Here is a 22,173-nt window from a genome sequence, read left to right as displayed (position 1 = left end):
GATACCATCCAGGGAGTCGGACAGCGCTGTCCTTCGTACTCACGTAAGGAGCGCACGGTGACCGACCAGCATGATCACGACGGGCCCGACGCCGCCCTGCGGGCCGACATCCGCCGGCTCGGCACCCTGCTCGGCCAGACCCTGGCCCGGCAGGAGGGTCGGCCACTGCTCGACCTGGTCGAGGAGATCCGCGCCCAGGTCCGCTCCGACGCGCCGGCCGCCGCGCAGCGCCTCGGCGGGCTGGACGTGACCACCGGCACCAAGCTGGCCCGCGCCTTCTCCACCTACTTCCACCTGGCCAACATCACCGAGCAGGTGCACCGGGCCCGGGACCTGCGCCGCCGTCGGGCGATCCAGGGCGGCTGGCTGGACCAGGCGGCCAAGATGATCGCCGAGCGCGGGGTGCCGGCCGAGGAGATCGCCGCCGCCGCCCGCCGCCTCGCGGTACGCCCCGTCTTCACCGCCCACCCCACCGAGGCGGCCCGCCGGTCGATCCTGTCCAAGCTGCGCGCCATCGCCGACGAACTGGACACCGAGACCGCCAACGCCATCCTCTACGGCGCGAGCGACGAGGGCCCGGCCAACCGCCGCCTCGCCGAACTGCTCGACCTGATGTGGCAGACCGACGAGCTGCGCCTCGACCGGCCCGACCCGACCGACGAGGCCCGCAACGCCATCTACTACCTGCGCGACCTGTACGCCGAGGCCGCCCCGCAGGTGCTCGACGACCTGGCCGACACGCTGCGCACCCTCGGCGTGGAGACCTCGCCGACGTCGCGTCCGCTGACCTTCGGCACCTGGATCGGCGGCGACCGGGACGGCAACCCGTTCGTCACCCCCGTGGTCACCCGGGAGGTGCTGCGTATCCAGCACGAGCACGGCATCACCGCCACCGAGGCGGCGATGGAGCACCTGGTCAACGAGGTCTCCGTCTCCCGCCGGCTACGCGCCGTGTCGCTGGACCTGTCGGCCAGCCTCGCCGCCGACCTGGACGCGCTGCCCGAGGTGGCCCCCCGGTTCCGCCGGGTCAACGCCGAGGAGCCCTACCGGCTCAAGGCCCGCTGCGTGAAGGCGAAGCTGACCAACACCCGGGAGCGGCTGCGCGCCGGCACCCCGCACGTCCCGGGTCGCGACTACCAGGGCTCCGGCGAGCTGATCGCCGACCTGGAGCTGCTGCGCGCCTCGCTGGCCCGCAACTCCGGGCAGCTCACCGCCGTCGGCCGGCTCGCCTCGACCATCCGTACCGTCTCCGCGTTCGGCCTGCACCTGGCCACCATGGACGTCCGGGAGCACGCCGAGAAGCACCACGAGGTGCTCACCCAGCTCTACGCGGCGGTCGGCGAGGTGTCGGACTACCCGTCGCTGACCCGGCTGGAGCGCACCAAGCTGCTCGCCGACGAGCTGACCGGCCGCCGGCCGCTGTCCGCCCTGGACACCCCGTTGACCGAGGGGGCGCGCAAGACGTTCGACGTGTTCGGGACAATCCGCGAGGCGCAGGACCGGTTCGGCGGCGAGGTCATCGAGTCGTACATCATCTCGATGACCCTCGGTGTGGACGACGTGCTCGCGGCGGTGGTGCTGGCCCGGGAGGCCGGCCTGGTCGACGTGCACACCGGGCGGGCCCGGATCGGCTTCGTGCCGCTGCTGGAGACCCCGGCCGAGCTGAACGCCGGCGGCGAGATGCTCAACGAACTGCTCTCCCTGCCGGCCTACCGGGCGCTGGTCGCGGCCCGGGGCGACGTGCAGGAGGTGATGCTGGGCTACTCCGACTCCAACAAGGAGGCCGGCATCACCACCAGCCAGTGGTCGATCCACCGGGCCCAGCGGGCGCTGCGGGACGTGGCCGCCCAGCACGGCGTGCACCTGCGGTTGTTCCACGGCCGGGGCGGCACGGTCGGGCGCGGCGGCGGCCCCACCCACGAGGCGATCCTGGCCCAGCCGTACGGCACCCTGGACGGCGCGATCAAGGTGACCGAGCAGGGTGAGGTCATCTCCGACAAGTACACCCTGCCGGCGCTGGCCCGGGAGAACCTGGAACTGACCGTGGCCGCGGTGCTCCAGGCCACGCTGCTGCACACCGCACCCCGGCAACCCGCCGAGCAGTTGGAGACCTGGGACGCGGCGATGGACGTGGTCTCCGAGTCGGCCTTCCGGTCCTACCGTGGCCTGGTGGAGGACCCGGACCTGCCGGCGTACTTCTGGGCGTCCACGCCGACCGAGCTGCTCGGTGCGCTCAACATCGGCTCCCGGCCGGCGAAGCGACCCAACACCGGGGCCGGTCTGGGCGGCCTGCGGGCCATCCCGTGGGTGTTCGGCTGGACGCAGACCCGGCAGATCGTGCCCGGCTGGTTCGGGGTCGGCTCCGGCCTCGCCGCCGCCCGCGCCGCCGGCCTGGAGGACGTGCTGGCCGAGATGAACCGCAACTGGCACTTCTTCCGCACGTTCCTGTCCAACGTGGAGATGATGCTGACCAAGACCGACCTCAGCATCGCCCGCCGGTACGTCGAGACGCTGGTCCCCGAGGAGCTGCACCCGATCTTCGACAAGATCCAGCAGGAGTACGAGCTGACCAAGCAGGAGGTGCTGGCGGTCACCTCGTCGCCGGCCCTGCTGGAGAACTCGCCGGTGCTCCAGCGCACCCTGGCGGTACGCGACACCTACCTGGAGCCGCTGCACCACCTCCAGGTGGCGCTGCTGCGGCAGTACCGGGACTCCGGTGCCGCCGGCCGGGCGGTCATCACCGCGCCGGGCGGCCGACGCGCCCCCAGCGACGGTACGGCCCTGGAACGCGCCCTGCTCACCACGGTCAACGGCATCGCGGCCGGGATGCGCAACACCGGCTGACGCGCCGGGCCCCTGCCGACGCCACGGCTACCGCAGGGGCCCGCTCCGGCGACCCGGCCGCAGCGATGCGATCCGGGCCGACCGCAGCTATCCGGCCTGGCCGAAGCGATCCGGGCCGGCCCGATCGCGGTCGGTGTGCGGCGGGTAGGGAGCGGTCGGGGCCCACAGCGTGGGCCCCGATGTCAGAAGTCGCCGCCACCACCGAAGTCACCGCCACCGAAGTCGCCGCCCCCGAAGTCACCCCCGCCGAAGTCACCGGCGGTGCCGAAGTCACCGCCGCCGGCGTCCCCGGCGGTGCCGAAGTCGCCGCCGAAGTCCGCGCCGTCGCCGAAGCCCTCCTGGTAGCCGGCGTCGTAACCCGGGTCGGCGAAGGCCGGCGAGAAGAGCGCGTCGGCGATCAGCATCCCGCCGACCACACCGACGCCCGCCCCCAACGCGGTCTTCCACCAGGGCGTCGAGTACCAGCCGGCCGGCACCGGCCGCCCCTGGTAGCGCCCGCCCGGGTAGTAGTACGGGGTGTCCCGGCCGGGCTGCGGGCCGGCCCTGAACGTCTGCCCCTGCACGTCCACCTGACGCTCCCGGGTGATCTCCCCGGCCCCCTGCGCGGCGGCGAGCGGGGGCAGCTCCGGGCCCGGGTCCAGGCCGAGCGCCACCCGGGCCGCCCGCGCGTAGGCGAGCCCCTCCAACGCGGTCTCCCGGGCCAGCCGGAACTGGTGCACCGTCCGGGCCTGCTCCAACTGGCTGCCCGCCGCGTTGTACCGCTCACCCGCGTCGACCAGGGCCTGACGCACCGCCGGGTCGTCGCCGTGCAGGTTCATCACCTGACCGCCGAGGCGTTCGTACCACCGTTGGGCGTCGGCCCGCACGTCGGCGAGGCTGCGCGCCTCCCGGGCCGCCTTCTCCCGCCGCCACCAGACGAAACCACCGACCAGCAGGGCGATCAGGATCGCCACGAGCAGAAATTCCATCCTACGAACGTACCCGGGGGCGTCGAGTCGTACCCGTTTGGCAAGCTCTGGTGATGGACTTCTCGACGCTGGCCGTGGTGGTGGTCTGTCTCGCCGCCGGTGGAGCCCTCGGCTGGTACGCCGCCCGCTCCCGGTCGGCCACCGAGATCGCCCGGCTGGAGGCCACCCTCGCCGCCACCCGGGAGGGCGAGGGCCGGTTGGAGCAGTCGATGCGGGCGCTCAGCTACGAGGCGACCGCCCAGTCCCAGGAGGCGGTTGCCCGCGCGGTCGCCCCGCTGCACGACACCCTGCGCCGCTACGAGACCCGGGTCGGCGAGCTGGAACGCGACCGGGTCGACGCCTACGCCGAGCTGCGCGAACAGGTCCGCTCCATGGGGGCCGTCTCCAGCGAGCTGCGCACCGAGACCAAACAGCTGGTCGCCGCGCTGCGCGCCCCGCAGGTGCGCGGGCGTTGGGGCGAGCACCAGCTCCGCCGGATCGTCGAGGCGGCCGGGATGCTGGAGCACTGCGACTTCAGCGAACAGGTCACCGCCACCACCGACCACCAGGGGGTACGCCCCGACCTGGTGGTCCGGTTGCACGGCGGGCGCACGGTGGTGGTGGACGCCAAGGCACCCTTCGACGCCTACCTGACGGCGATGGAGGCGCGCGACGAGCACGGCCGCGACACCCACCTCGACCGGCACGCCAAGCACCTGCGCGGGCACGTCGACGCGCTGGCCGCGAAGACCTACTGGGCGGCGTTCGACGACACCCCAGAGTTCGTGGTGCTGTTCGTGCCGGCCGACCCGTTCCTGGACGTGGCGTTGCAGCGCGACCCGACGCTGCTGGAGCACGCGTTCGCCCGCAACGTGGTGCTGGCCACCCCGGCCACCCTGGTCGCGCTGCTGCGGACGGTGGCCTACTCGTGGCGGCAGGAGGCGCTGGCCCGCAACGCGGTGGCGGTGCACTCGCTCGCCCGGGAGCTGTACGGCCGACTGTCCACCCTGGGCGATCACGTCGGCAAGCTCGGCAGCTCACTCGGTGGCGCGGTGACGGCGTACAACCGGGCGGTCGGTTCGCTGGAGGCCCGTGTCCTGGTCAGTGCGCGCAAACTGGCCGAGCTGGGCGTCTCCGACCAGGAGCTGACCGTCCCGGCCCAGGTCGAGCTGGCCCCCCGCCAGCCCCAGGCCCCCGAGCTGCTCCCCACCGACGACCGCTCCTAGGCCGCCCCCACCCGCTCCACCTGCCGGTCCGGCCCGCCGGCCCCGTGCCCACGCCTGCGGCCGTGCCCGGGGCCGGCGGGCCGGACGGGTCAGGAGCGGCGGGCGGATTCCACCACGAACGGGACACCCTGCTGGCAGGTGCTCATCAGGTCGGGCTGGGCCCGGCCGGTGACGCTGACCCGGGCCCCCACGACGAGCACGTCCTTGGGGCCGCCGACGAGTTGGTGCCCGTCGAGCAGCAGGCAGCCCGGCTCGACCCCCGACTCGACCGTGCCGGTCAGCTCGGTCGCGCCCGGACCGGGCGGCACCTTCGGCCCGCCACCGGGCAACTTGGGCCCGCCGGGTGGCACCGACGCGCCGGGTGGCACCGGGCCTGCGGGTGACGTGGACGGGGCCACCGAGGCCGGCGACGCAGACGGCGAGGGGGTGGCCGGGTCCGTCCGGGAGCTGGTCGGCACGGCCGGAGGGCCGGTGACGTCGGCATCGTCCCCGCCACAGCCGGTGAGCGCCACACCGGCGGCCAGCAGCACGACCAACACCATCCGAGGAGTTCTCATACCCACTGGGACGCACCCCCTCCGCGTTCCGTTCCGTGGGACCGGCATCGATCCCCGGGGAAACCCGTCGGCCACGGCCACGGGCCCGAAAGGCCCGACAGCCCGGCCACGGCGGCCCGACAGCCCAGCGGGCCGCGGTCAGCCAGCCCAACGCGGCGGACCGTCAGCGCAGCGCGGCGGCGGCGGCCCGACAACCCATGACGCGGCGGACCGGCGCAACGCGGCGGCGGCCCGTCAGCCCAGGATGCGGCGGACCGTCAGCCGCGGGCGGCGGCGGCCTTCATGTCGCGCTTGAGTTCCTGGGGCAGTGAGAAGGTCAACCGCTCGTTGGCGGTGACCACCTCGTCGACGTCGGTGAAGCCCCGCTCGGCCAGGTGGGCCAGCACCTCCTGGACCAGCTCGTCGGGCACGCTCGCACCGGAGGTCAGCCCGACGGTGGCGGCACCGGTCAGCCAGGCGTCGTCGATCTCGTGGGCGAAGTCGACCAGGTGCCCCGCGCGGGCCCCGGCGTCCAGGGCCACCTCGACCAGGCGTACCGAGTTGGAGGAGTTGCGCGAGCCGACCACGATCACCACGTCGCAGTCGGGGGCGATCTCCTTGACCACGTGCTGCCGGTTGGAGGTGGCGTAGCAGATGTCGTCGCTGGGCGGCGACTGGAGCAGCGGCAGCCGGGTCTTGAGCCGGGCCACCGTCTCCAGCGTCTCGTCGACCGACAGGGTGGTCTGGGAGAGCCAGACGACCTTGCTCGGGTCCCGCACGGTGATCGTGTCGGCGTCATCGGGGCCGTCGACCAGCTGGATGTGGGCGGGAGCCTCCCCGGCGGTGCCGATGACCTCTTCGTGCCCCTCGTGGCCGATCAGCAGGATGTCGTAGTCCTCGGCGGCGAACCGCTTGGCCTCCTGGTGCACCTTGGTCACCAGCGGGCAGGTCGCGTCGATCGCCTTGAGCGACCGGGCCTTGGCCTGCTCGTAGACCTCGGGGGCGACGCCGTGCGCGGAGAAGATGACGGTGGCGCCCTCGGGCACCTCCTCGTTCTCCTCCACGAAGATCGCGCCCTGGGCCTCCAGGGTCTGCACCACGTGCTTGTTGTGCACGATCTGCTTGCGGACGTAGATCGGGGCACCGTAGAGCTTCAGCGCCTCCTCGACGGTCTGCACCGCCCGGTCCACCCCCGCGCAGTAGCCGCGGGGCTTGGCCAGGAGCACGCGCTTGCCGGTCTTGGGGGTCGCCTCAGCCTCGGTCACCCGCCCATCGTACGTGCCGGCATCTCCACCGGCAGGAGCTGCGACCCGTACCACAGCGGGGGTACGCCGTCCCGTCCCGTGGCGTGCTCACGCGGCAGCTTGCGGGACCCGGCCGGGACGCGTGGCGCGGGCGGTCGGGGCTGCCCCGGGTCGTCGGAGGCGGACCGTAGGGTGGGCGGGTGACCGACGCCCCCCGCAGCACCCCCGAGGAACCCTGGCCGGTCCGGGTGGTCAGCCAGAAGGTCGGCGCCTGGATCGCCAAGCTCGGTTGGGTCTGGGTCGACGGGCAGGTGGCGCAGATCAGCCGCCGGCCGGGGGCGGGCACGGTCTTCCTCACCCTGCGCGATCCGTCGGCCGACCTCAGCCTCACCGTCACCACCAACCGGGACGTCCTCGACTCGGGCGCACCGGAGCTGCGCGAGGGCGCCCGGGTGGTGCTGCACGCCAAGCCGGAGTTCTATGCCGCCCGGGGCACGCTGAGCCTGCGCGCCGACGAGATCCGCCAGGTGGGGCTCGGTGAGCTGCTGGCCCGGCTGGAGAAGCTCAAGAAGCTGCTCGCCGCCGAGGGGTTGTTCGACCGGGCCCGCAAGCGCCGACCGCCGTTCCTGCCACAGCGGATCGGCCTGGTCACCGGCCGGGCGTCGGCCGCCGAGCGGGACGTGTTGACCAACGCCCGGCGACGCTGGCCGGCGGTGGAGTTCCGCACCGTCAACGTGGCGGTGCAGGGGCCGGGCGCGGTGTCGCAGATCGTCGACGCGTTGCGGGTCCTCGACGCCGACGAGACCATCGACGTGATCATCCTGGCCCGGGGCGGCGGCGGCATCGAGGATCTGCTGCCCTTCTCCGACGAGGCGCTGTGCCGGGCGGTCTTCGCCTGCCGTACCCCGGTGGTCAGCGCGATCGGCCACGAGACGGACGCCCCGCTTGTCGACTACGTCGCCGACGTGCGCGCCTCCACCCCGACGGACGCCGCCAAGCGGGTCGTGCCCGACCTGGCCGACGAGGTACGCCTGATCGGCCAGGCCCGGTCCCGGCTGGAGCGGGCGGTCCGCAACCTGGTCGACCGGGAGTCGCACCGGCTGACCCTGCTGCGCTCCCGGCCGGTGCTGGCCCGCCCGCAGGTGATGGTCGAGCAGCGCGCGGCCGAGGTGTCGGCGTTGCGGGACCGCGCGGGGCGCAACCTGCACCACCGGCTCGACGCGGCCACCGGCGACCTGCGGCACACCCTGGCCCGGTTACGGGCGCTCTCCCCCGCCGCCACCCTCGACCGGGGTTACGCCATCGTGCAACGGGCCGACGGGCACGTGGTCCGGGCGGCCGGCGAGGTGGCCACTGGCGATCCGCTGCGGGTACGCCTCGCCGAGGGCGAACTGACCACGACCGTCGAGGAGACGAGGACGAGATGAGCGACCGGAAAGCCGACGAGCAGCTCAGCTACGAGCAGGCCCGGGCCGAGCTGGCCCAGGTGGTGGAGCGGCTGGAGACGGGTGGCACATCGTTGGAGGAGTCGCTGGCGTTGTGGGAGCGCGGCGAGCGGCTGGCCGCCGCCTGCCAACGCTCCCTCGACGGCGCGCGGGCCCGGATCGACGCCGCCCGGTCGGCCACCGACGCCTGATCCGGCGTCAGCCGACCAGGCGGATACGGACCCGACGGTTCTGCTTGCCCTTGCTCTCCACCTTGACCACCTGGAGCCGCCCGACCTGCCCGATGGACGCGACGTGGGTGCCGCCGTCGGCCTGCACGTCGAGACCTTCGATGTCGACGATGCGGACCTCCTGCTCGTCCGGGGGGATGAGGTTGGTCTGGGTGCGCACGATGTCGGGGATGGCCAACGCCTCGTCGCGGGGCAGCACCCGCACGGAGATCCGCCGGTCGGTGGCCAACTCCTTGTTGACCGCCTCCTCCAGCAGCCCCTTGAAGCCCTCGGGGGGCTGCGGCAGGTTGAAGTCCATCCGGGCCTCGCCCGGCTCCATGTTGCCGCCGGTCACCAGCGCGCCGAAGTCGCGGAACACCACCCCGCAGAGCACGTGCAGCCCCGAGTGGGTACGCATCAGCGTGAACCGGCGTTCGTCCTCGATCGCGCCCTGGACCTCGGCGCCTACCGGCGGCGTCGGGTCGCCCTCGGCGGGGATCAGATAGAGGTCGTCACCCTTGTGGGTGCCGACGATCCGGGTCTGCACCCCCTGCCACAGCAGGACGCCGTGGTCCGGTGGCTGTCCGCCGCCGCCGGGGTAGAAAGCGGACCGGTCCAGCACGATGCCGCGCTCGGGGTCGACGTGCACGACCCGGCAGGTCCACTCGCGCAGGGACGGGTCGGCGAGGTCGAGACGTTCGGTGCGTCCGTGGTGGGAGATGCCCATGGGGGCGCAGCGTACTACCGATCGTCGCGCATCGTGAGCCTAGCCACGCCCGGCCTCGGCCCAGTAGCCGGCCAGCCGTTTGACCACCTCGACCAGCTCCCCCTCGTCGAGGGTGAAGGGAAGCCGGACATGGTCCAGGTAGGAGCGTGCCCCCACGGCGAAGTGCGCACCCAGCATCAACTGCATGCCGTGGTGCTGGGCGACGTGGTTGAGCTGTTGCAGCGGTCGGGGGGTCGCGCACCAGATGCTGAGCCCACCGTGCGGTGACTCGTACCGCCACTGCGGCAGGTGCTCGGCGAGCGCGGCGAGCAAGGTGTCGCGACGGGGGAGGAGGTCCCGTTGCCGTTCGAGCCGGATCTGCGGCAGGTCGTCGAGGAGTTCGACGGCGAGCAACTGGGTCGGCAGCGGGCAGCCCAGGTCGTACATGGCCCGCAGGTGCACGATCCGTTGCAGTTCCCGGCGGGGCCCGACCAGCCAGCCGATCCGCAGCCCCGGCCAGCAGACCTTGCTGAGGCTGCCCACCGTGTAGATCTGCGCGCCGGGGGCGTACGCGGCGATCGGGGGCGGCGGGAGGGGGCCGTCGATCCGGGTGTCGGCGAGGGTGAGGTCCTCCACCAGCGGGACCCCGTACCGGCGGGCGATGGCGGCGACCGCTGCGCGGCGCTGCTCGGTCATCGTCCACCCGGTCGGGTTGTGGTATGTCGGGATGACATAGATGAAGGAGGGTTCGTACCGGCGGACGGCTGCCTCGACCGCCTGCGGGTCGGCCCCCTCCCGCTCGATCGGCACCACGACCAGCCGTAGTCCGGCGGTACGCAGCGACGCCAGCACGGTCGGGCAGGTCAGCTCCTCCACCAGCACGGTGTCGCCCCGGCGGGTCAACACCCCGGCCAGCAGGGACAGCGCCTGGGTCGCGCCGTTGGTGACGATCACCTCCTCGGCGGCGGTGACCCGGCCGTCGGCGGTCAGCTTGCCGGCGATCCGGTCCCGCAGCGCGGGGTAGCCGGCCGGTTCGTACACCCGGCCGGGCAGTGCCGCGGCGGCCAGGGCGGGCAGCCGGGACATCGCCGTCATCAGCCACGGGCCGGGCGGTGGCGCCGGGACCGTCAGGTCGACGGTACGCACCCGGTCGCGGACGACGTCGGCGATGAAACCGCTCGCCGCGGCACCGTAGTCGGCGGGCGGCAGGACGGCGGGTTGGGCGTGCGCGACCCGGGTGCCGCTGCCCTGGAGGCTGACCAGCCAACCCTCGTCCTTCAACAGGCTGTACGCCTGGGCGATGGTCGTCCGGCTGACGGACAGCACCACGGCGAGCCGGCGTTCCGGGGGCAGCTCGCTGCCCGGGGGCAGCGAGCCGAGGCGGATCAGCAGCCGCAGCTGCTCGGCCAGCCCGCGGTAGAGCCGGGTCTGGTCCTGCTTCCACGCACCGAGCTGAGCCGCCAACTCTTCCGCGTTCATGCTCTCCCCCCAATGGACTGAGGATTGGCTATTTCCCTCAGCCACTGACTTGAGCAATATTCCATCGTCACGTTAGCGGGGGGCTGTGACTACCACCTGGTAACGCCCCGTGCCCGCTCGGCGGCCATCACCAGCTTCCCGGGTCGTGACACCGCAGCGAGTGTCACCTCACTCGAGCCGCCAAAGGAGACGGTTCACAGCAGAACGGGGAGCAGGAGCCGCATGGAGTCGTCGTTGCACGAAACCGCAGGCTCGACCGGCACCGGGCAGCGCGTGCCCGGCCCCCGTACCGGCTCCACACCGCCCCCGGGGCCGGACGACAGGCCGTCGCCGGTGACCTCCCGGGCGGCAGACGTCGCCCGGGAGTCGACCGACGCCCTGGAGCCGCTGCTGCGGCAGGAGATCGTGCGCATCACCGAGGCCGAGGCGTCCTCGTCGGTGACCCAGGTGCTGCTGTCCCCGCAACGACTGCGCACCATCTGCGCGCACGCCATGGAGGACCTGCTCGCGCTGGCCCGCCGGGACCCGGCCGCCGGCAGTTCGTGGCGGTACGTCTGGGACAGCTACATCGCCTACCGGGCCACCCTCGCCTACCGGGTGGCGCACGCCATCCACCGGGCCGAGGACACCCCGCTGGGTCAGGACGTCCGGCTCGCCGTGGCCCGTCGGGTCTCCGAGGTCGCCAAGGTCCGCACCGGCGTGGAGATCCACCCCGCCGCCCGCATCGGACGACGGCTGATCATCGACCACGGGCTCGGCACGGTGATCGGCGAGACCACGGTGATCGGCGACGACGCGTACATCCTCCAGGGTGTGGTGCTCGGTGCCCGGGGTATCGCCGACAACCCCAACGGCAGGCGGCACCCCCGGCTCGGCGACCGGGTCGAGGTGGGGGCGTTCGCCCGCATCCTCGGTGCGGTGACGGTCGGCGACGACGTGCTGATCGGGCCCGGGATCATCGTCACCACCGACGTGCCGAGCCACCGCCGGGTCCGGCTGCTCAACCAGTACCAGGGCACCTCCGGCGAGTGCAACGTCCGGGTCTTCGGCGTCGTACCGGTCTGCGAGGGCGTGGTCGAGGTGCACGGCACCGGTCTCGCCGCGATCGAGGTCGACCTGGTGACCAGCACCGGCCAGCACCGCCCGGTGGTGGTCCTCGAACGCGACGACCGGCGGGTCCGGTGCGCGGTGAACCGTCCCGGCACCGACGAGCGGCTCCGGATCATCGACACCTGCGGGAACGAGACGGTCCTCTACAACCTCCAGCAACTCTGGCGAGCGCTCGACGAGTTCGGCTTCGCGTGACCAGGAGATGACATGACGAACGACACCGGCCGGCGTGCCGGCCGCTGGCAGCTCGGGCTGCTCTATCTGCTGGTGTGCCTGATCTGGGGCACCACCTGGTACGGCATGAAGATGAGTGTGGAGACCCTGCCCCCGATCACCGCGGCCGGGCTGCGCTTCCTGGTGGCCTTCCCGTTCCTGCTCGCCGTCTGTCTCGCCACACCCGGGGTGTCGTTGCTGCCGCCGCCGGGGCGACGCTGGGTGGTGCCGTTCATCGCGGTGGTCTACATCGCCGTCCCGTACGCCCTGATCAACTACGGTGAGCAGCACATCAGCTCCGGCCTGGCCGCGTTGATCTTCTCGTCGGTCGTGGTCTTCCTGCTGCTGTTCTCCGTGCTGATCTCACGGATCTCGGTGAGCTGGATGCAGTGGGCCGGCGTGGTGGTCGGCCTCGGCTGCCTGGTCGGCATCGTCCAGCTGACCGCCGGGATCAGCGCCCGGGGCGTCCTCGCGCCGGCCGCCGTGCTCCTGGCCGCGGTGATGCACGCCCTGACGTACGCGGTGATGGCCCGCTACGGCGGCACCGTGCACGTGCTCACCCAGGAGACCCTCCCGATCGGGCTCGGCGCGTTGGGCCTGGTGGTCCTCGGCGTGACCGTCGAGCAGCCCGACCTCGGCGCGGTCTCCGGCCGGTCCCTCACCGGCGTGCTCTATCTCGGGCTGGTCGGTTCGGTGATCGGCTTCGCCGCCTACTTCTACCTGCTCCAGCACGTCGACGCGGTGTTGGTGTCGTACGTCTTCGTGCTCTTCCCGGTGGTGGCGCTGTTCGGCTCGGCGGTGCTGGAGAACTCGGCACTGCCGGCCCTGGCGGTGGTCCTGGCGGTGGTCATGCTCGCCGCGTTCGGTCTGACCAAGAAGGCGACCGGGGGCGGGTCGGCGGCGACGCCCGCACCGGTGCCCGTGGACGACGGGGCGGCGCTCGACGGGTCCACCCTCGACGTGGTCTACGAGCACGCGCGGATCGCCTACCCCGGGGAGGCGTGCGGGTTCGTGCACGCCAGTGGACGGGTGCACGAGGCGCGCAACACGGCCGACGAGATGCACCGGCAGGACCCGGTCCGGTTCCCCCGCACCGCCGCCACCGGTTACGTGCTGGCCCCGGCCGACCTGATCTATCTGGAGGACAACCTCGACGGGGACGACCCGGTGGTGGTGCTCTACCACTCGCATCCCAACGGCCGGGCCTACTTCAGTGACGAGGACCGGCGCAACGCCCTTGTCGACGGGGCGCCGCTCTATCCGACGCTGGAGCAGTTGGTGGTCGGCATCGACGACACCGGCGTCCGGGAGGCACGGTTGTTCCGGTGCGTCGAAGGCGACTACACCGAGCTGCGCTTCCTGCCCGGCCCGGACCGGCGTACGGCGGAGGTGGGCTGAGATGGGCATTCGTGACTCGATCCTGGACACGGTGGGCGGCACCCCGCTGGTGCGGCTCAGCCGGCTCACCGCCGACCTGCCCGGGGAGATCCTGCTCAAGCTGGAGCTGAACAACCCGGGCGGCAGCCACAAGATGCGCATCGCGTTGAACATGATCCGGGCGGCGGAGCGGGACGGCCTGCTCAAGCCGGGCTCCGGGCAGACCATCCTGGAGCCCACCGGGGGCAACACCGGGATGGGGATCGCGATCGCCGCCGCGGTCCTCGGCTACCGGGTGGTGCTGGTCATTCCGGACAACTACAGCGAGTCGAAGCGTCGCCTGCTGGCCAGTTTCGGGGTGGACGTCCGGCTCTCGGACAGCACCCGGGGCAACAACTCGCACGGCGAGTTGGCCACCGAGATCCAGTTCGAGCACCCCGAGTACGTGATGCTCAACCAGGCGGCCAACCCGGCCAACCCGGAGATCCACCGGTTGACCACCGTCCGCGAGATCATCGCCGACCTGGACGGCACCCGGGTGGACGCCTATGTGGCCGGTATCGGCACCGGCGGTCACCTGACCGGCATCGGTGAGGTGCTCCGGCAGCACCAGGGCGGGCTGCGCATCCTCGGCGTGCAGCCGGAGGGCTGCGACATGTTCGCCGACGTGTTCGTCCCGCACCGCATCCAGGGGCTGTCCATCGGCATGATCCCGCCGGTGCTCAACACCGGGATCATCGACGAGATGGTCACGGTGAGCGAGGCGGACGCCATCGACGGGATGCGTCGGCTGATGGAGTGCGAGGGCATCGGCGCGGGGCCGTCGACCGGGGCGAACATCGCCGCGTGCCGCCGGCTGCTGGCCGCCTCGGACGAGCCGCTGACCCTGCTGACGGTGGCCTACGACCGGGTCAACGACTACCTGGAACTGCTGTGAACCGGGGCTGACCGCATCACCGGGTGCTGAGGCGGACACGACGACGGCGGGGTGGCCCCGGGGCCACCCCGCCGTCGGTACACACGCTCAGCTGAACAGGTTGTACAGCTCCTGCGGTGCCTCGACCACCTGGTCGGCGGCGGGCTTCTGGGCGGCGGTGGCGTTGCCGTAGTCGGAGTAGGTGATCTTGATGTCCTGCGCGGCGACCTGGCCGGCGGCCGGGATCTGCACCACCAGCTCGCTGAGCCGGCCCTGCGGGTCCAGCTTCGCGGTGAACGGCACCGACTGCGCCTGGGCGCCCAACGCGGTGATCACCGTCTGGTCGACGGAACCGGCCTCGGCGGCCTTCGACACGTCCAGGGTGCCGGCGTAGGCGCCCTCGCCGGTCTGCCGGACCTCGGTGATGCCCTGGGTCAGCACGGCGCTGCCGGCCGGGTCGACCTTCTCGAAGTCGAAGCCGAGCGACTTGTTGCCCTTGATCCGGGTCTGGTCGAGGTGCTGGTACTTGCCGAGGCTGAGCTTCTGCGCGCCGGGGATGCTGCTGGCGGACTTGCCGCCCAGGTCCAGCTTCACCCAGCTGTCCGGCTTGGCGTGGATCAGGTCCAGGTTCATCATCAGGTCCGAGGACGCGTCACCGATGCTCAGCTTCATCTGGGCGCTCTGGCTGGGCTGGTGCACCTGCCCCTCGGCGGTGGAGCCCACCCCGGTCATGGTGAACCGGAAATTGCCGTTGCGGATCTCGTTGGTGGAGTTCAGCAGGGCCTGCTTGGCCTCGGAGGTGCCCGGCGAGGCGCTGCCCGAGGCGGCGCCGCCGGAGACCGTCGGGGATGCGGAGGCCCCCGCCTCGCCGCTCCCGGCGTTGTTGCAGGCAGCCAGGCCGGGGGTGAGCAGCGCTGCGGCGAAGACCGCCGCGCTGAAACGTCGAATGGTCACGTCAGGCTCTCCAGTCGGGTCGTCCGACCCCCGGCGGGCGTCGGGGGCGTGGCGTCGCGGGCGTGACGCTTCCCGCGTGGCGCGCGATCCCCGCCCGGTCGCGCCGGACCCCGGGGGTCGCGTCCCTTCTGTTCCCGCGCGTCGCCTTCCGCAATCCACCCGCCCGCAACTGCCGCGGACTTCCTGACCGACGCCGCACGGCCCGACCACGATCAGCACCGCACCGACCGTCGGCAGGACCGCGCCGACCATGGTGACGCGGCCGGTCAGCGCAGTGCGCCGGCCAGTTCGCGCAGCTCGTTGTCCCGGGCGTCGCCGACCACGATCACCGTACGGCCCGGTTCGAGCAGCACCAGGGCCTGCTCGTTGCCCCGCCCGGTGTACCGCTGCCAGTTCGCCCCGCCCAGGTCGGCCGGCCCCTGCGGCTGCCCCTCGGCGGTCAGCTCGGCGGGCAGCAACCGCTCCGGCGGCACGTTGCTCTGCACCAGTTGGGCGCCCCGCCCCTCCGGGGTGAGATAGCCCACCCGCAGGTTCGCCCCGTCGTCCACGGTGCGGAAGCTCGCGCTGACCGTACGCCACCCGGAGCCGAGCCCGGACGGCTCGGTGACGGGGAAGACGTTCGCGGCGCGGGCCTGCTCGTAGGCGGGGACGGCGTCGACGGTGGTGGGCTGCTCGCCACCGAGGAAGCCCCGGTAGAAGGCGAGCAGCAGGGCGATGGGCACCAGCAGCACCAGCAGCGACAACGCCATGTCCTTCGGCGAGCGCTCGGAGCGGGACTTCTCCGCCCGGCCGGAGCGGACCGGCACCGGCTCGCCCGCCCGGTCGTCCGCCGCCGCGACCAGCGCCGGTTCGGCGGCGGGGGCGGGCCCGGCGGGGGCGGCACCGGTCACCGGCCCGTCACCCGGGGGCAGCGGCGGCTGGCCGTCCGGCGGGGTCGGATCGGCGGGTACGCGGTCGGCAGGCTGTGCGGGCTCCACCGGCCCATTCTGGCAGCCGCTCGGTGGGGCGATCCCGCCCACCATCGCCCCGCCCCGCCGCCGGACCTGGCATCGTGTGAGGATCAGCGACAAAGCTGGCAGTGGCGAGCGCAGCCCCTGCCGGTCCACCCCGCACCGTCGCGAGGAGGAAAGCCGCCATGACGAACACCAGGACGCGGGTCCCACAGGATCTCGACCGCAACCTCGCCCTCGACCTGGTCCGGGTCACCGAGGCCGCGGCGATGGCCGCCGGTCGGTGGGTCGGCCGGGGCGACAAGGAGGGCGGCGACGGGGCAGCCGTCGACGCGATGCGCAAGCTGATCAACTCGATCCAGATGCGCGGCGTCGTGGTGATCGGCGAGGGCGAGAAGGACAACGCCCCGATGCTGTTCAACGGCGAGCAGGTGGGTGACGGCACCGGCCCCGAGGTGGACGTGGCGGTGGACCCGGTCGACGGCACCACGCTGATGAGCAAGGGCATGCCCAACGCGCTCGCGGTGCTGGCCGTCTCGGAGCGGGGGGCGATGTTCGACCCGAGCGCCGTGTTCTACATGGAGAAGCTGGCCGTCGGCCCGGAGTACGCCGACGTGGTCGACATCGAGGCCGGGCCGGCGGAGAACATCCGACGGATCGCCAAGGTCAAGGGCACCGACGTCGCCGAGGTCACCGTCTGCGTGCTGGACCGTCCCCGGCACGCGGACCTGGTGGACGAGATCCGGCGGACCGGGGCGGGCATCCGGTTCATCTCCGACGGCGACATCGCCGGGTCGATCGCCGCCGCCCGGGGCGAGTCGGGCGTCGACGTGCTGATGGGCGTCGGCGGCACCCCGGAGGGGATCATCTCCGCGTGCGCGCTCAAGTGCATGGGCGGGGCGATGCAGGCCAAGCTCTGGCCGCAGGACGCACAGGAGCGGGAGAAGGCGCTCGCCGCCGGGCACGACCTGGACCGGGTGCTGGGCACCGACGACCTGGTCACCGGGGACAACTGCTTCTTCGTGGCGACCGGGGTCACCTCCGGTGACCTGCTGCGCGGGGTGCGGTACCAGGCCGGTGGGGCGTACACCCAGTCGATCGTGATGCGGTCCAAGAGCGGCACGATCCGGGTGATCGACTCGTACCACCGGTTGGAGAAGCTGGCCCTCTACTCGGCGGTGGACTTCGACGGCAGGCCCCTGGCAGAGCAGGAGTGACCGCGACCGGCACGGCGGTTCCCGCCGTCCTGCCCACCTCCCGCCGGATCGCCGGGATCGGGCTGGCGACCGCCGCCGGGGTCGGGGTGGCCGTCCAGTCCCGGATCAACGGCGAGCTGGGCGTACGCCTGGCCGACGGGATCGCCGCGGCGGTGGTCTCCTTCGGTCTCGGCCTGCTGGTGCTGCTGGTGCTGGTCCCCGCGCTGCCCGGTGGGCGACGCGGGCTGACCGACCTGCGTGCCGCGCTGCGCTCCGGCACGTTGCGCCCCTGGCAGATGCTGGGCGGGGTGTGCGGGGCGTTCCTGGTCGCCACCCAGGGCCTCACCATCGGCGTGCTCGGCGTGGCGGTCTTCACGGTGGCGGTGGTCGCCGGGCAGTCGGCCAGCAGCCTGGCCGTGGACCGGGCGGGTATCGGGCCGGGTGGGCGTCAGCCGGTGACCGTGGCCCGGCTGGCCGGCGCGGTGCTGACCGTGCTGGCCGTGCTGCTGGCGGTCGGTGACCGGCTGGGTAACCCGGGCACCCTGGCGCTGGCTCTGCTGCCCCTGCTGGCCGGGTTGGGCCTGGCCTGGCAGCAGGCGGTCAACGGCCTGGTCCGCGCGGCCGCGGGCAGCGCGCTGACCGCCACCCTGGTCAACTTCGCCGTCGGTACGGCGGCCCTGCTGGTCGCCTTCGGCGTGGACGTGGCCATCCGGGGTGGCCCCGCCGGCCGGTTGCCGACCGAGCCGTGGCTCTATCTGGGTGGCCCGATCGGCATCGTCTTCATCGCGGTCGCGGCGGCACTCGTCCGGTTCACCGGGGTGCTGCTGCTGGGGCTCGCCACCATCGCCGGTCAGGTCGTCGGGGCCGTCGTCCTGGACGTGGTGCTCCCGACGGCGGCGTCGCACCCGGGCCCGGCCACCCTGGCGGGCGCGGCACTCACCCTGGTCGCGGTGCTGGTCGCGGCGCTCGGTCCGGTGCACCGTCGCTGACCTGCGCACCGGACCGCCCGTCGGGCGGTCGGCCGTCCGCGTGGCCCGGCCGTCGGCCGGTCGACCGTCCGCGCGGCCCGGCCGGCGGGCGGCGGTCAGTGCGCTTCGCCCGCCGGGGCGGGCGTCCGGATGGTCGCGGCGAGGACCCGGACGGTGTCGGCCAACGCCTCGTCCAGCGGGGTCGGCGTGATGCCCAGGGTTTCGGTGGCCCGGGTCGAGTCCAGCACGAAGGGCCGGGCGAACTGGTGTGCGGTCTCCCGCAGCTCGCGGGCGAACGGGTCGTTCAGGCCACCGAGCCAGAGCAACGGGTAGGGCATCCGGACCAGCCTCGGCGCCGGGGCGTCGGTCAGTTGCGCCACCCGTCCGGCCAGCTCGCGGGCGCTGACAGCCGGGTTGCTGGGCACGTGCCAGGCCCGTCCCCAGGCCCGCTCGTCGGTGGCGGCGGCGACCAGGGTGCGCACCACGTCCCCGACGTACGTCCAGCTGTGCGGGGCGTCCCAGTTCACCGGCAGGAAGACCCGCTGCCCGGCGAGCACCTTCGGCAGCACCAACGGCAGCAGGGAGTTGCCTTCGGCACCGAGGTAGTCCGAGCCGCGTACCTCGGTGATCCGGGCCCGGCCGGCGCGGTGGGCGGCGAGCGCCTCGGTCCACATCCGGTTGCGGACCTGCCCCTTGGTGCCGGTGGCGGCGAGCGGGGTGTCCTCGGTCATCGGCGCGTCGACCGGGCCGTAGCCGTAGAGGCAGCCGACGGTGGCGAGCACCGCGCCGGTGCGCTCGGCGGTGGTGAGCAGCGCGCCGGCCAGCGGCGGCCAGTCGGTGGCCCACCGGTGGTAGGCGGGGTTGGCGCAGTTGTAGAGCGCGACCGCCCCGTCGGTGAGGGCGGTCAGCCGGTCGGTGTCGGCGGCGTCGGCGGCGATCCGCTCGATGGCCGGGTCGACGGGGCCGGTGCCCCGTCGGGTGACGAGCCGGACCTGCTCGCCCCGCTCGGCGAGGTGGCGGGCGGTGGCGGTGCCGACCGGACCGGCACCGACGATCACGTGCAGCGACATGGGAGAACCCTTCAGAGCGGAAGACTGAATCGAGAGCAGTGCTCTCGTTGAACTCGTGTTCAGCATGTCCGACCGACCACCCCCCGTCAAGAGCAGTGCTCTCTATTTTGATTGCCGCTCTGGGTCGTGGCAGAGTGGGGCCATGCCGGCTTCCTCGATCCGCGCCCGGGTCCGCGCCGAGATGATCGACGAGATCAAGGCGACCGCCCGCCGCCACCTCGCCACCGACGGTGCCGACCTCTCCCTACGGGCGGTCGCCCGGGACATGGGCATGGTCTCGTCCGCGATCTACCGCTACTTCCCCAGCCGCGACGACCTGCTCACCGCGCTGATCATCGAGGCGTACCACGCACTCGGCGAAGCGGTGGAGTCCGCCGACGCCGCCGTCGACCGGGCCGACCTGCGCGGACGCTGGCACGCCGCGTGCCGGGCCGCCCGCACCTGGGCGCTGGCGCACCCCGCCGAGTACGCCCTGCTCTACGGCAGCCCGGTCCCCGGGTACGCCGCCCCGGTCGACACCGTGCTCCCCGCCCAGCGCCCGCCACGGACCCTGATCGGCATCCTCCGCGACGGGGTGGCCGACGGCCGGCTCGCCCCACCCGACGACGACCTGCCCGAACCGGTCCGCTCCGACCTCGCCGAGATCGCCACCGGCCTCTTCCCCGGCCTGCCCGAGGCCCTGCTGGCCCGGGGCATGGCCGGCTGGACCCAGCTCTTCGGACTGATCAGCTTCGACCTCTTCGGCCGCCTCGGCCCGGCCCTGCCCCACCGGGACGCCTACTTCGACCACCAGACCGCCCTGATGGCCGACCTCGTCGGCCTCCCCTGACCCGGTGGTGCGCCGGCCGGTGCCGGGCGGGTCGCCGCAGGCCGGTGCGCATCCAACCGGTCAGCCGACGTCGCACGGGCCAGCCGACGTCACGCGGGTCAGCCGGCGTCGGAGGAGTGGCCGGGGAAGAGATGCGCCGCCGGGTCGATGGCCACGGCGGCGTTGTTGACGGCGGTGGCGGCCTCACCGAAACCGGTGGCGATCAGCCGCACCTTGCCCGGGTACTCGGTGATGTCCCCGGCGGCGAAGACCCGGGGCAGGTTGGTCGCCATCGCGCTGTCCACCACGATGTGCCGCCGGTCCAGCCGCAGCCCCCACTCAGCCAGCGGCCCCAGGTCGGCGGTGAAACCGAGCGCCGCGACCACCGTGTCGACCGGCAGGGTCTCCGCCGCGCCACCCCGTACGGTGATCTCGGCGGCGGTCACCGTGTCGTCGCCGTACAGCCGGGTCACCTCGGCGTTGACGACGACCCGCACCGGCAGGGACAGCACCCGGGCCACCGTGCCGGCGTGCGCCCGGAACCGTTCCCGGCGGTGCACCAGGGTCACCGAACGGGCCAACGGTTGCAGGGTCGCCGCCCAGTCGAACGCGGAGTCACCACCGCCCACGATCAGCACGTCCCGGTCGGCGAGCGCGGCCGGCTCCGGTACGAAGTAGACGATCCCGCCACCGAGGAAGCTGTCCGCCACCGGCAGCGGACGCGGGGTGAAGCTGCCCAACCCCCCGGTGACCACCACCGCACCGCAGCGCAGCTGCTCGCCGCCGGCCAGGCCCAGCACCGGTCGGCCGTCGAGGTGGGCGAGCTTCTCGGCCCGGGTGCCCAACAGGTATTCCGGGTGGTAGGGCGCGGCCTGGGCGACCAGGTTGGCCACCAGCTCCCGGCCCTTGACGGCGGGGAAACCGGCGACGTCGAGGATCAGTTTCTCCGGGTACATGGCGGTGATCTGCCCGCCCGGCTCGGGCAGCGCGTCGACCACCGCCACCGACAGACCCCGGAAACCCGCGTAGTACGCGGCGAACAGCCCCGTCGGACCGGCTCCGATCACGGCGACATCGACCTCGCGCATGGGCGTACCGTCGCTTTCCGCTGGCGGGCACACACAGTTGGATCAACGCGTGCTGCTGCCGACGGTAGGCCCGCCACCCCGTCCGGGCAAGCATCTCCCGGCCGTACCGTGTGCCGGGCGGGTCGCGCCCCGCTCAGGACCTCAGCGTGGACTCGACCCGGTACTCCCCGTACGGGTCGTACGGGCGGCGACGCCGGAACAGGATCGCCGCGACTACCCCGCCGAGCAGCCCGAACAGGTGCCCCTGCCAGGAGATCCGCTCGTCGGTGGGCAGGATGCCGAGCAGTTGCCAGCCGTAGAGCAGGCCGACCAGCAGCACCACCCCGAAGTTCCACCAGCTCCGCTCGACGACGCCCCGGGTGAACAGCAGTCCCAGGTAGCCGAAGATCACCCCGCTCGCACCGACGACCACCGAGTTGGGCGAGCCGGTGAACCAGACGCCGAGGCCGCTGACCAGGATGATGACCAGGGTGGACCAGAGGAACCGGCGGCTACCGGCGGCCAGCACGAAGGTGCCGAGCAGGATCAGCGGGATGCTGTTGCTGTAGAGGTGGTCGAAGCCGTGGTGCAGGAACGGCGAGAAGAACACCCCGTCGAGTCCCTGGATGCGCTGCGGGATGATCCCGGCGGCCACGTCGAGCCCGAAGCCGAGCCCCTGGTCGAGGGCCTCGATGAGGAAGAGGAACGGCACCACCGCGCACATGGCGACGAAGGCCCGGCCGAGCGACGCGTAGAACGCCTCGGTGCCGAACCGGTCGGGGTCGCCGCCCGTCGGGTGCAGGGTCACCCCACCATGGCTATCAGCATTCTTCGCCGACCGCCACCCGGGTCCCGCGCCACCGGGGGTACGACGACGGCGGGGCGGGTGGTCGCCCACCCGCCCCGCC

Annotated in this window: 20 protein-coding genes; 10 read left to right on the top strand and 10 right to left on the bottom strand. The window is 72.9% G+C overall.

What is annotated here, in order from left to right; genetic code table 11:
• The first annotated feature begins 57 nt into the window (after positions 1–57).
• Entirely contained in the window at positions 58–2,844 is a 2,787-nt protein-coding gene (gene ppc, locus AB0B63_RS18075) for a phosphoenolpyruvate carboxylase (protein WP_357019815.1), read from the top strand.
• 182 nt (positions 2,845–3,026) lie between these two features.
• Here the strand turns inward: ppc and AB0B63_RS18070 are convergent, their stop codons facing one another.
• Entirely contained in the window at positions 3,027–3,812 is a 786-nt protein-coding gene (locus tag AB0B63_RS18070) for a hypothetical protein (RefSeq protein ID WP_208568556.1), read from the bottom strand.
• Between the two features lie 53 nt (positions 3,813–3,865).
• Here AB0B63_RS18070 and AB0B63_RS18065 point away from each other — a divergent pair, with 53 nt between their 5' ends.
• Entirely contained in the window at positions 3,866–5,017 is a 1,152-nt protein-coding gene (locus AB0B63_RS18065; RefSeq protein ID WP_357019810.1) for a DNA recombination protein RmuC, read from the top strand.
• An 89-nt stretch (positions 5,018–5,106) separates the two neighbouring features.
• On the opposite strand, the gene AB0B63_RS18060 is transcribed toward AB0B63_RS18065, so the two are convergent.
• Positions 5,107–5,574, bottom strand: coding sequence for a hypothetical protein (locus AB0B63_RS18060; RefSeq protein ID WP_357019807.1), 468 nt, complete (start codon positions 5,572–5,574; stop codon positions 5,107–5,109).
• A gap of 257 nt (positions 5,575–5,831) precedes the next feature.
• Positions 5,832–6,818, bottom strand: a complete 987-nt coding sequence (locus tag AB0B63_RS18055) for a 4-hydroxy-3-methylbut-2-enyl diphosphate reductase (RefSeq protein ID WP_219467161.1) — start codon at positions 6,816–6,818, stop codon at positions 5,832–5,834.
• A 179-nt stretch (positions 6,819–6,997) separates the two neighbouring features.
• Here AB0B63_RS18055 and xseA point away from each other — a divergent pair, with 179 nt between their 5' ends.
• Together xseA and AB0B63_RS18045 are read left to right on the top strand one after the other, a co-directional pair.
• On the top strand, positions 6,998–8,224 hold the full coding sequence (gene xseA, locus AB0B63_RS18050; protein ID WP_357019803.1) for an exodeoxyribonuclease VII large subunit: 1,227 nt from the start codon (positions 6,998–7,000) through the stop codon (positions 8,222–8,224).
• Positions 8,221–8,433 (top strand): exodeoxyribonuclease VII small subunit, encoded by a 213-nt coding sequence (locus AB0B63_RS18045; RefSeq protein WP_208568561.1) that lies wholly within the window; start codon positions 8,221–8,223, stop codon positions 8,431–8,433. Before xseA ends, AB0B63_RS18045 begins: the two co-directional genes overlap by 4 nt.
• 7 nt (positions 8,434–8,440) lie before the next feature.
• On the opposite strand, the gene AB0B63_RS18040 is transcribed toward AB0B63_RS18045, so the two are convergent.
• Positions 8,441–9,178, bottom strand: a complete 738-nt coding sequence (locus AB0B63_RS18040) for an alanyl-tRNA editing protein (protein ID WP_208568562.1) — start codon at positions 9,176–9,178, stop codon at positions 8,441–8,443.
• A 39-nt stretch (positions 9,179–9,217) separates the two neighbouring features.
• The gene (locus tag AB0B63_RS18035; protein ID WP_357019798.1) at positions 9,218–10,636 is read right to left on the bottom strand and encodes a PLP-dependent aminotransferase family protein; all 1,419 of its coding nucleotides are present in this window, start codon (positions 10,634–10,636) and stop codon (positions 9,218–9,220) included.
• A gap of 222 nt (positions 10,637–10,858) precedes the next feature.
• Here AB0B63_RS18035 and AB0B63_RS18030 point away from each other — a divergent pair, with 222 nt between their 5' ends.
• From AB0B63_RS18030 to AB0B63_RS18020, 3 genes are read left to right on the top strand one after another with little or no spacing between them, the layout of a single operon-like run.
• Entirely contained in the window at positions 10,859–11,941 is a 1,083-nt protein-coding gene (locus AB0B63_RS18030; RefSeq protein ID WP_357019795.1) for a serine O-acetyltransferase, read from the top strand.
• Positions 11,942–11,953: 12 nt separating this feature from the next.
• Positions 11,954–13,357: an EamA family transporter gene (locus AB0B63_RS18025; protein ID WP_208568565.1), complete on the top strand. Its 1,404-nt coding sequence runs from the start codon at positions 11,954–11,956 to the stop codon at positions 13,355–13,357.
• Between the two features lies 1 nt (position 13,358).
• Positions 13,359–14,273 (top strand): PLP-dependent cysteine synthase family protein, encoded by a 915-nt coding sequence (locus AB0B63_RS18020; RefSeq protein ID WP_208568566.1) that lies wholly within the window; start codon positions 13,359–13,361, stop codon positions 14,271–14,273.
• Positions 14,274–14,360: 87 nt separating this feature from the next.
• Here the strand turns inward: AB0B63_RS18020 and AB0B63_RS18015 are convergent, their stop codons facing one another.
• Both AB0B63_RS18015 and AB0B63_RS18010 read right to left on the bottom strand, forming a co-directional pair.
• A complete protein-coding gene (locus tag AB0B63_RS18015; protein ID WP_219467125.1) occupies positions 14,361–15,206 on the bottom strand; it encodes a hypothetical protein in 846 nt (281 codons plus the stop codon).
• Between the two features lie 266 nt (positions 15,207–15,472).
• Entirely contained in the window at positions 15,473–16,183 is a 711-nt protein-coding gene (locus AB0B63_RS18010) for a DUF4245 domain-containing protein (RefSeq protein ID WP_357019790.1), read from the bottom strand.
• Positions 16,184–16,341: 158 nt separating this feature from the next.
• Here AB0B63_RS18010 and glpX point away from each other — a divergent pair, with 158 nt between their 5' ends.
• Positions 16,342–17,373 (top strand): class II fructose-bisphosphatase, encoded by a 1,032-nt coding sequence (gene glpX / locus AB0B63_RS18005; protein ID WP_208568569.1) that lies wholly within the window; start codon positions 16,342–16,344, stop codon positions 17,371–17,373.
• The gene (locus AB0B63_RS18000) at positions 17,370–18,341 is read left to right on the top strand and encodes a DMT family transporter (RefSeq protein ID WP_357019786.1); all 972 of its coding nucleotides are present in this window, start codon (positions 17,370–17,372) and stop codon (positions 18,339–18,341) included. The genes glpX and AB0B63_RS18000 overlap by 4 nt, the downstream gene beginning before the upstream one ends.
• 95 nt (positions 18,342–18,436) lie before the next feature.
• Here the strand turns inward: AB0B63_RS18000 and AB0B63_RS17995 are convergent, their stop codons facing one another.
• Positions 18,437–19,390, bottom strand: a complete 954-nt coding sequence (locus tag AB0B63_RS17995) for an NAD-dependent epimerase/dehydratase family protein (RefSeq protein ID WP_357019782.1) — start codon at positions 19,388–19,390, stop codon at positions 18,437–18,439.
• A 142-nt stretch (positions 19,391–19,532) separates the two neighbouring features.
• Between AB0B63_RS17995 and AB0B63_RS17990 the strand changes: the two genes are divergently transcribed.
• Positions 19,533–20,219, top strand: coding sequence for a TetR/AcrR family transcriptional regulator (locus AB0B63_RS17990; protein WP_208568572.1), 687 nt, complete (start codon positions 19,533–19,535; stop codon positions 20,217–20,219).
• Positions 20,220–20,317: 98 nt separating this feature from the next.
• Here the strand turns inward: AB0B63_RS17990 and AB0B63_RS17985 are convergent, their stop codons facing one another.
• Positions 20,318–21,286 (bottom strand): NAD(P)/FAD-dependent oxidoreductase, encoded by a 969-nt coding sequence (locus AB0B63_RS17985; protein ID WP_208568573.1) that lies wholly within the window; start codon positions 21,284–21,286, stop codon positions 20,318–20,320.
• 133 nt (positions 21,287–21,419) lie between these two features.
• Positions 21,420–22,073: a rhomboid family intramembrane serine protease gene (locus AB0B63_RS17980; RefSeq protein ID WP_208568574.1), complete on the bottom strand. Its 654-nt coding sequence runs from the start codon at positions 22,071–22,073 to the stop codon at positions 21,420–21,422.
• Between the last annotated feature and the right edge of the window lie 100 nt (positions 22,074–22,173).

Origin of the sequence: Micromonospora sp. NPDC049081 (assembly GCF_040648835.1) — a bacterium.
In the GTDB taxonomy this organism is placed as follows: Bacteria; Actinomycetota; Actinomycetes; order Mycobacteriales; family Micromonosporaceae; genus Micromonospora; species Micromonospora antibiotica.
Note: the sequence above shows the minus strand (reverse complement) of the source record. Positions and strands in the feature narration are given on the sequence as shown.

Bases quoted from the DNA above. Each gene is read 5' to 3' on its own strand.
- AB0B63_RS18070 (WP_208568556.1), bottom strand. From the start codon at position 3,812: ATGGAATTTCTGCTCGTGGCGATCCTGATCGCCCTGCTGGTCGGTGGT.
- AB0B63_RS18065 (WP_357019810.1), top strand. From the start codon at position 3,866: ATGGACTTCTCGACGCTGGCCGTGGTGGTGGTCTGTCTCGCCGCCGGT.
- AB0B63_RS18060 (WP_357019807.1), bottom strand. From the start codon at position 5,574: ATGAGAACTCCTCGGATGGTGTTGGTCGTGCTGCTGGCCGCCGGTGTG.
- AB0B63_RS18045 (WP_208568561.1), top strand. From the start codon at position 8,221: ATGAGCGACCGGAAAGCCGACGAGCAGCTCAGCTACGAGCAGGCCCGG.
- AB0B63_RS18040 (WP_208568562.1), bottom strand. From the start codon at position 9,178: ATGGGCATCTCCCACCACGGACGCACCGAACGTCTCGACCTCGCCGAC.
- AB0B63_RS18035 (WP_357019798.1), bottom strand. From the start codon at position 10,636: ATGAACGCGGAAGAGTTGGCGGCTCAGCTCGGTGCGTGGAAGCAGGAC.
- AB0B63_RS18030 (WP_357019795.1), top strand. From the start codon at position 10,859: ATGGAGTCGTCGTTGCACGAAACCGCAGGCTCGACCGGCACCGGGCAG.
- AB0B63_RS18025 (WP_208568565.1), top strand. From the start codon at position 11,954: ATGACGAACGACACCGGCCGGCGTGCCGGCCGCTGGCAGCTCGGGCTG.
- AB0B63_RS18020 (WP_208568566.1), top strand. From the start codon at position 13,359: ATGGGCATTCGTGACTCGATCCTGGACACGGTGGGCGGCACCCCGCTG.
- glpX (WP_208568569.1), top strand. From the start codon at position 16,342: ATGACGAACACCAGGACGCGGGTCCCACAGGATCTCGACCGCAACCTC.
- AB0B63_RS17995 (WP_357019782.1), bottom strand. From the start codon at position 19,390: ATGTCGCTGCACGTGATCGTCGGTGCCGGTCCGGTCGGCACCGCCACC.
- AB0B63_RS17990 (WP_208568572.1), top strand. From the start codon at position 19,533: ATGCCGGCTTCCTCGATCCGCGCCCGGGTCCGCGCCGAGATGATCGAC.
- AB0B63_RS17985 (WP_208568573.1), bottom strand. From the start codon at position 21,286: ATGCGCGAGGTCGATGTCGCCGTGATCGGAGCCGGTCCGACGGGGCTG.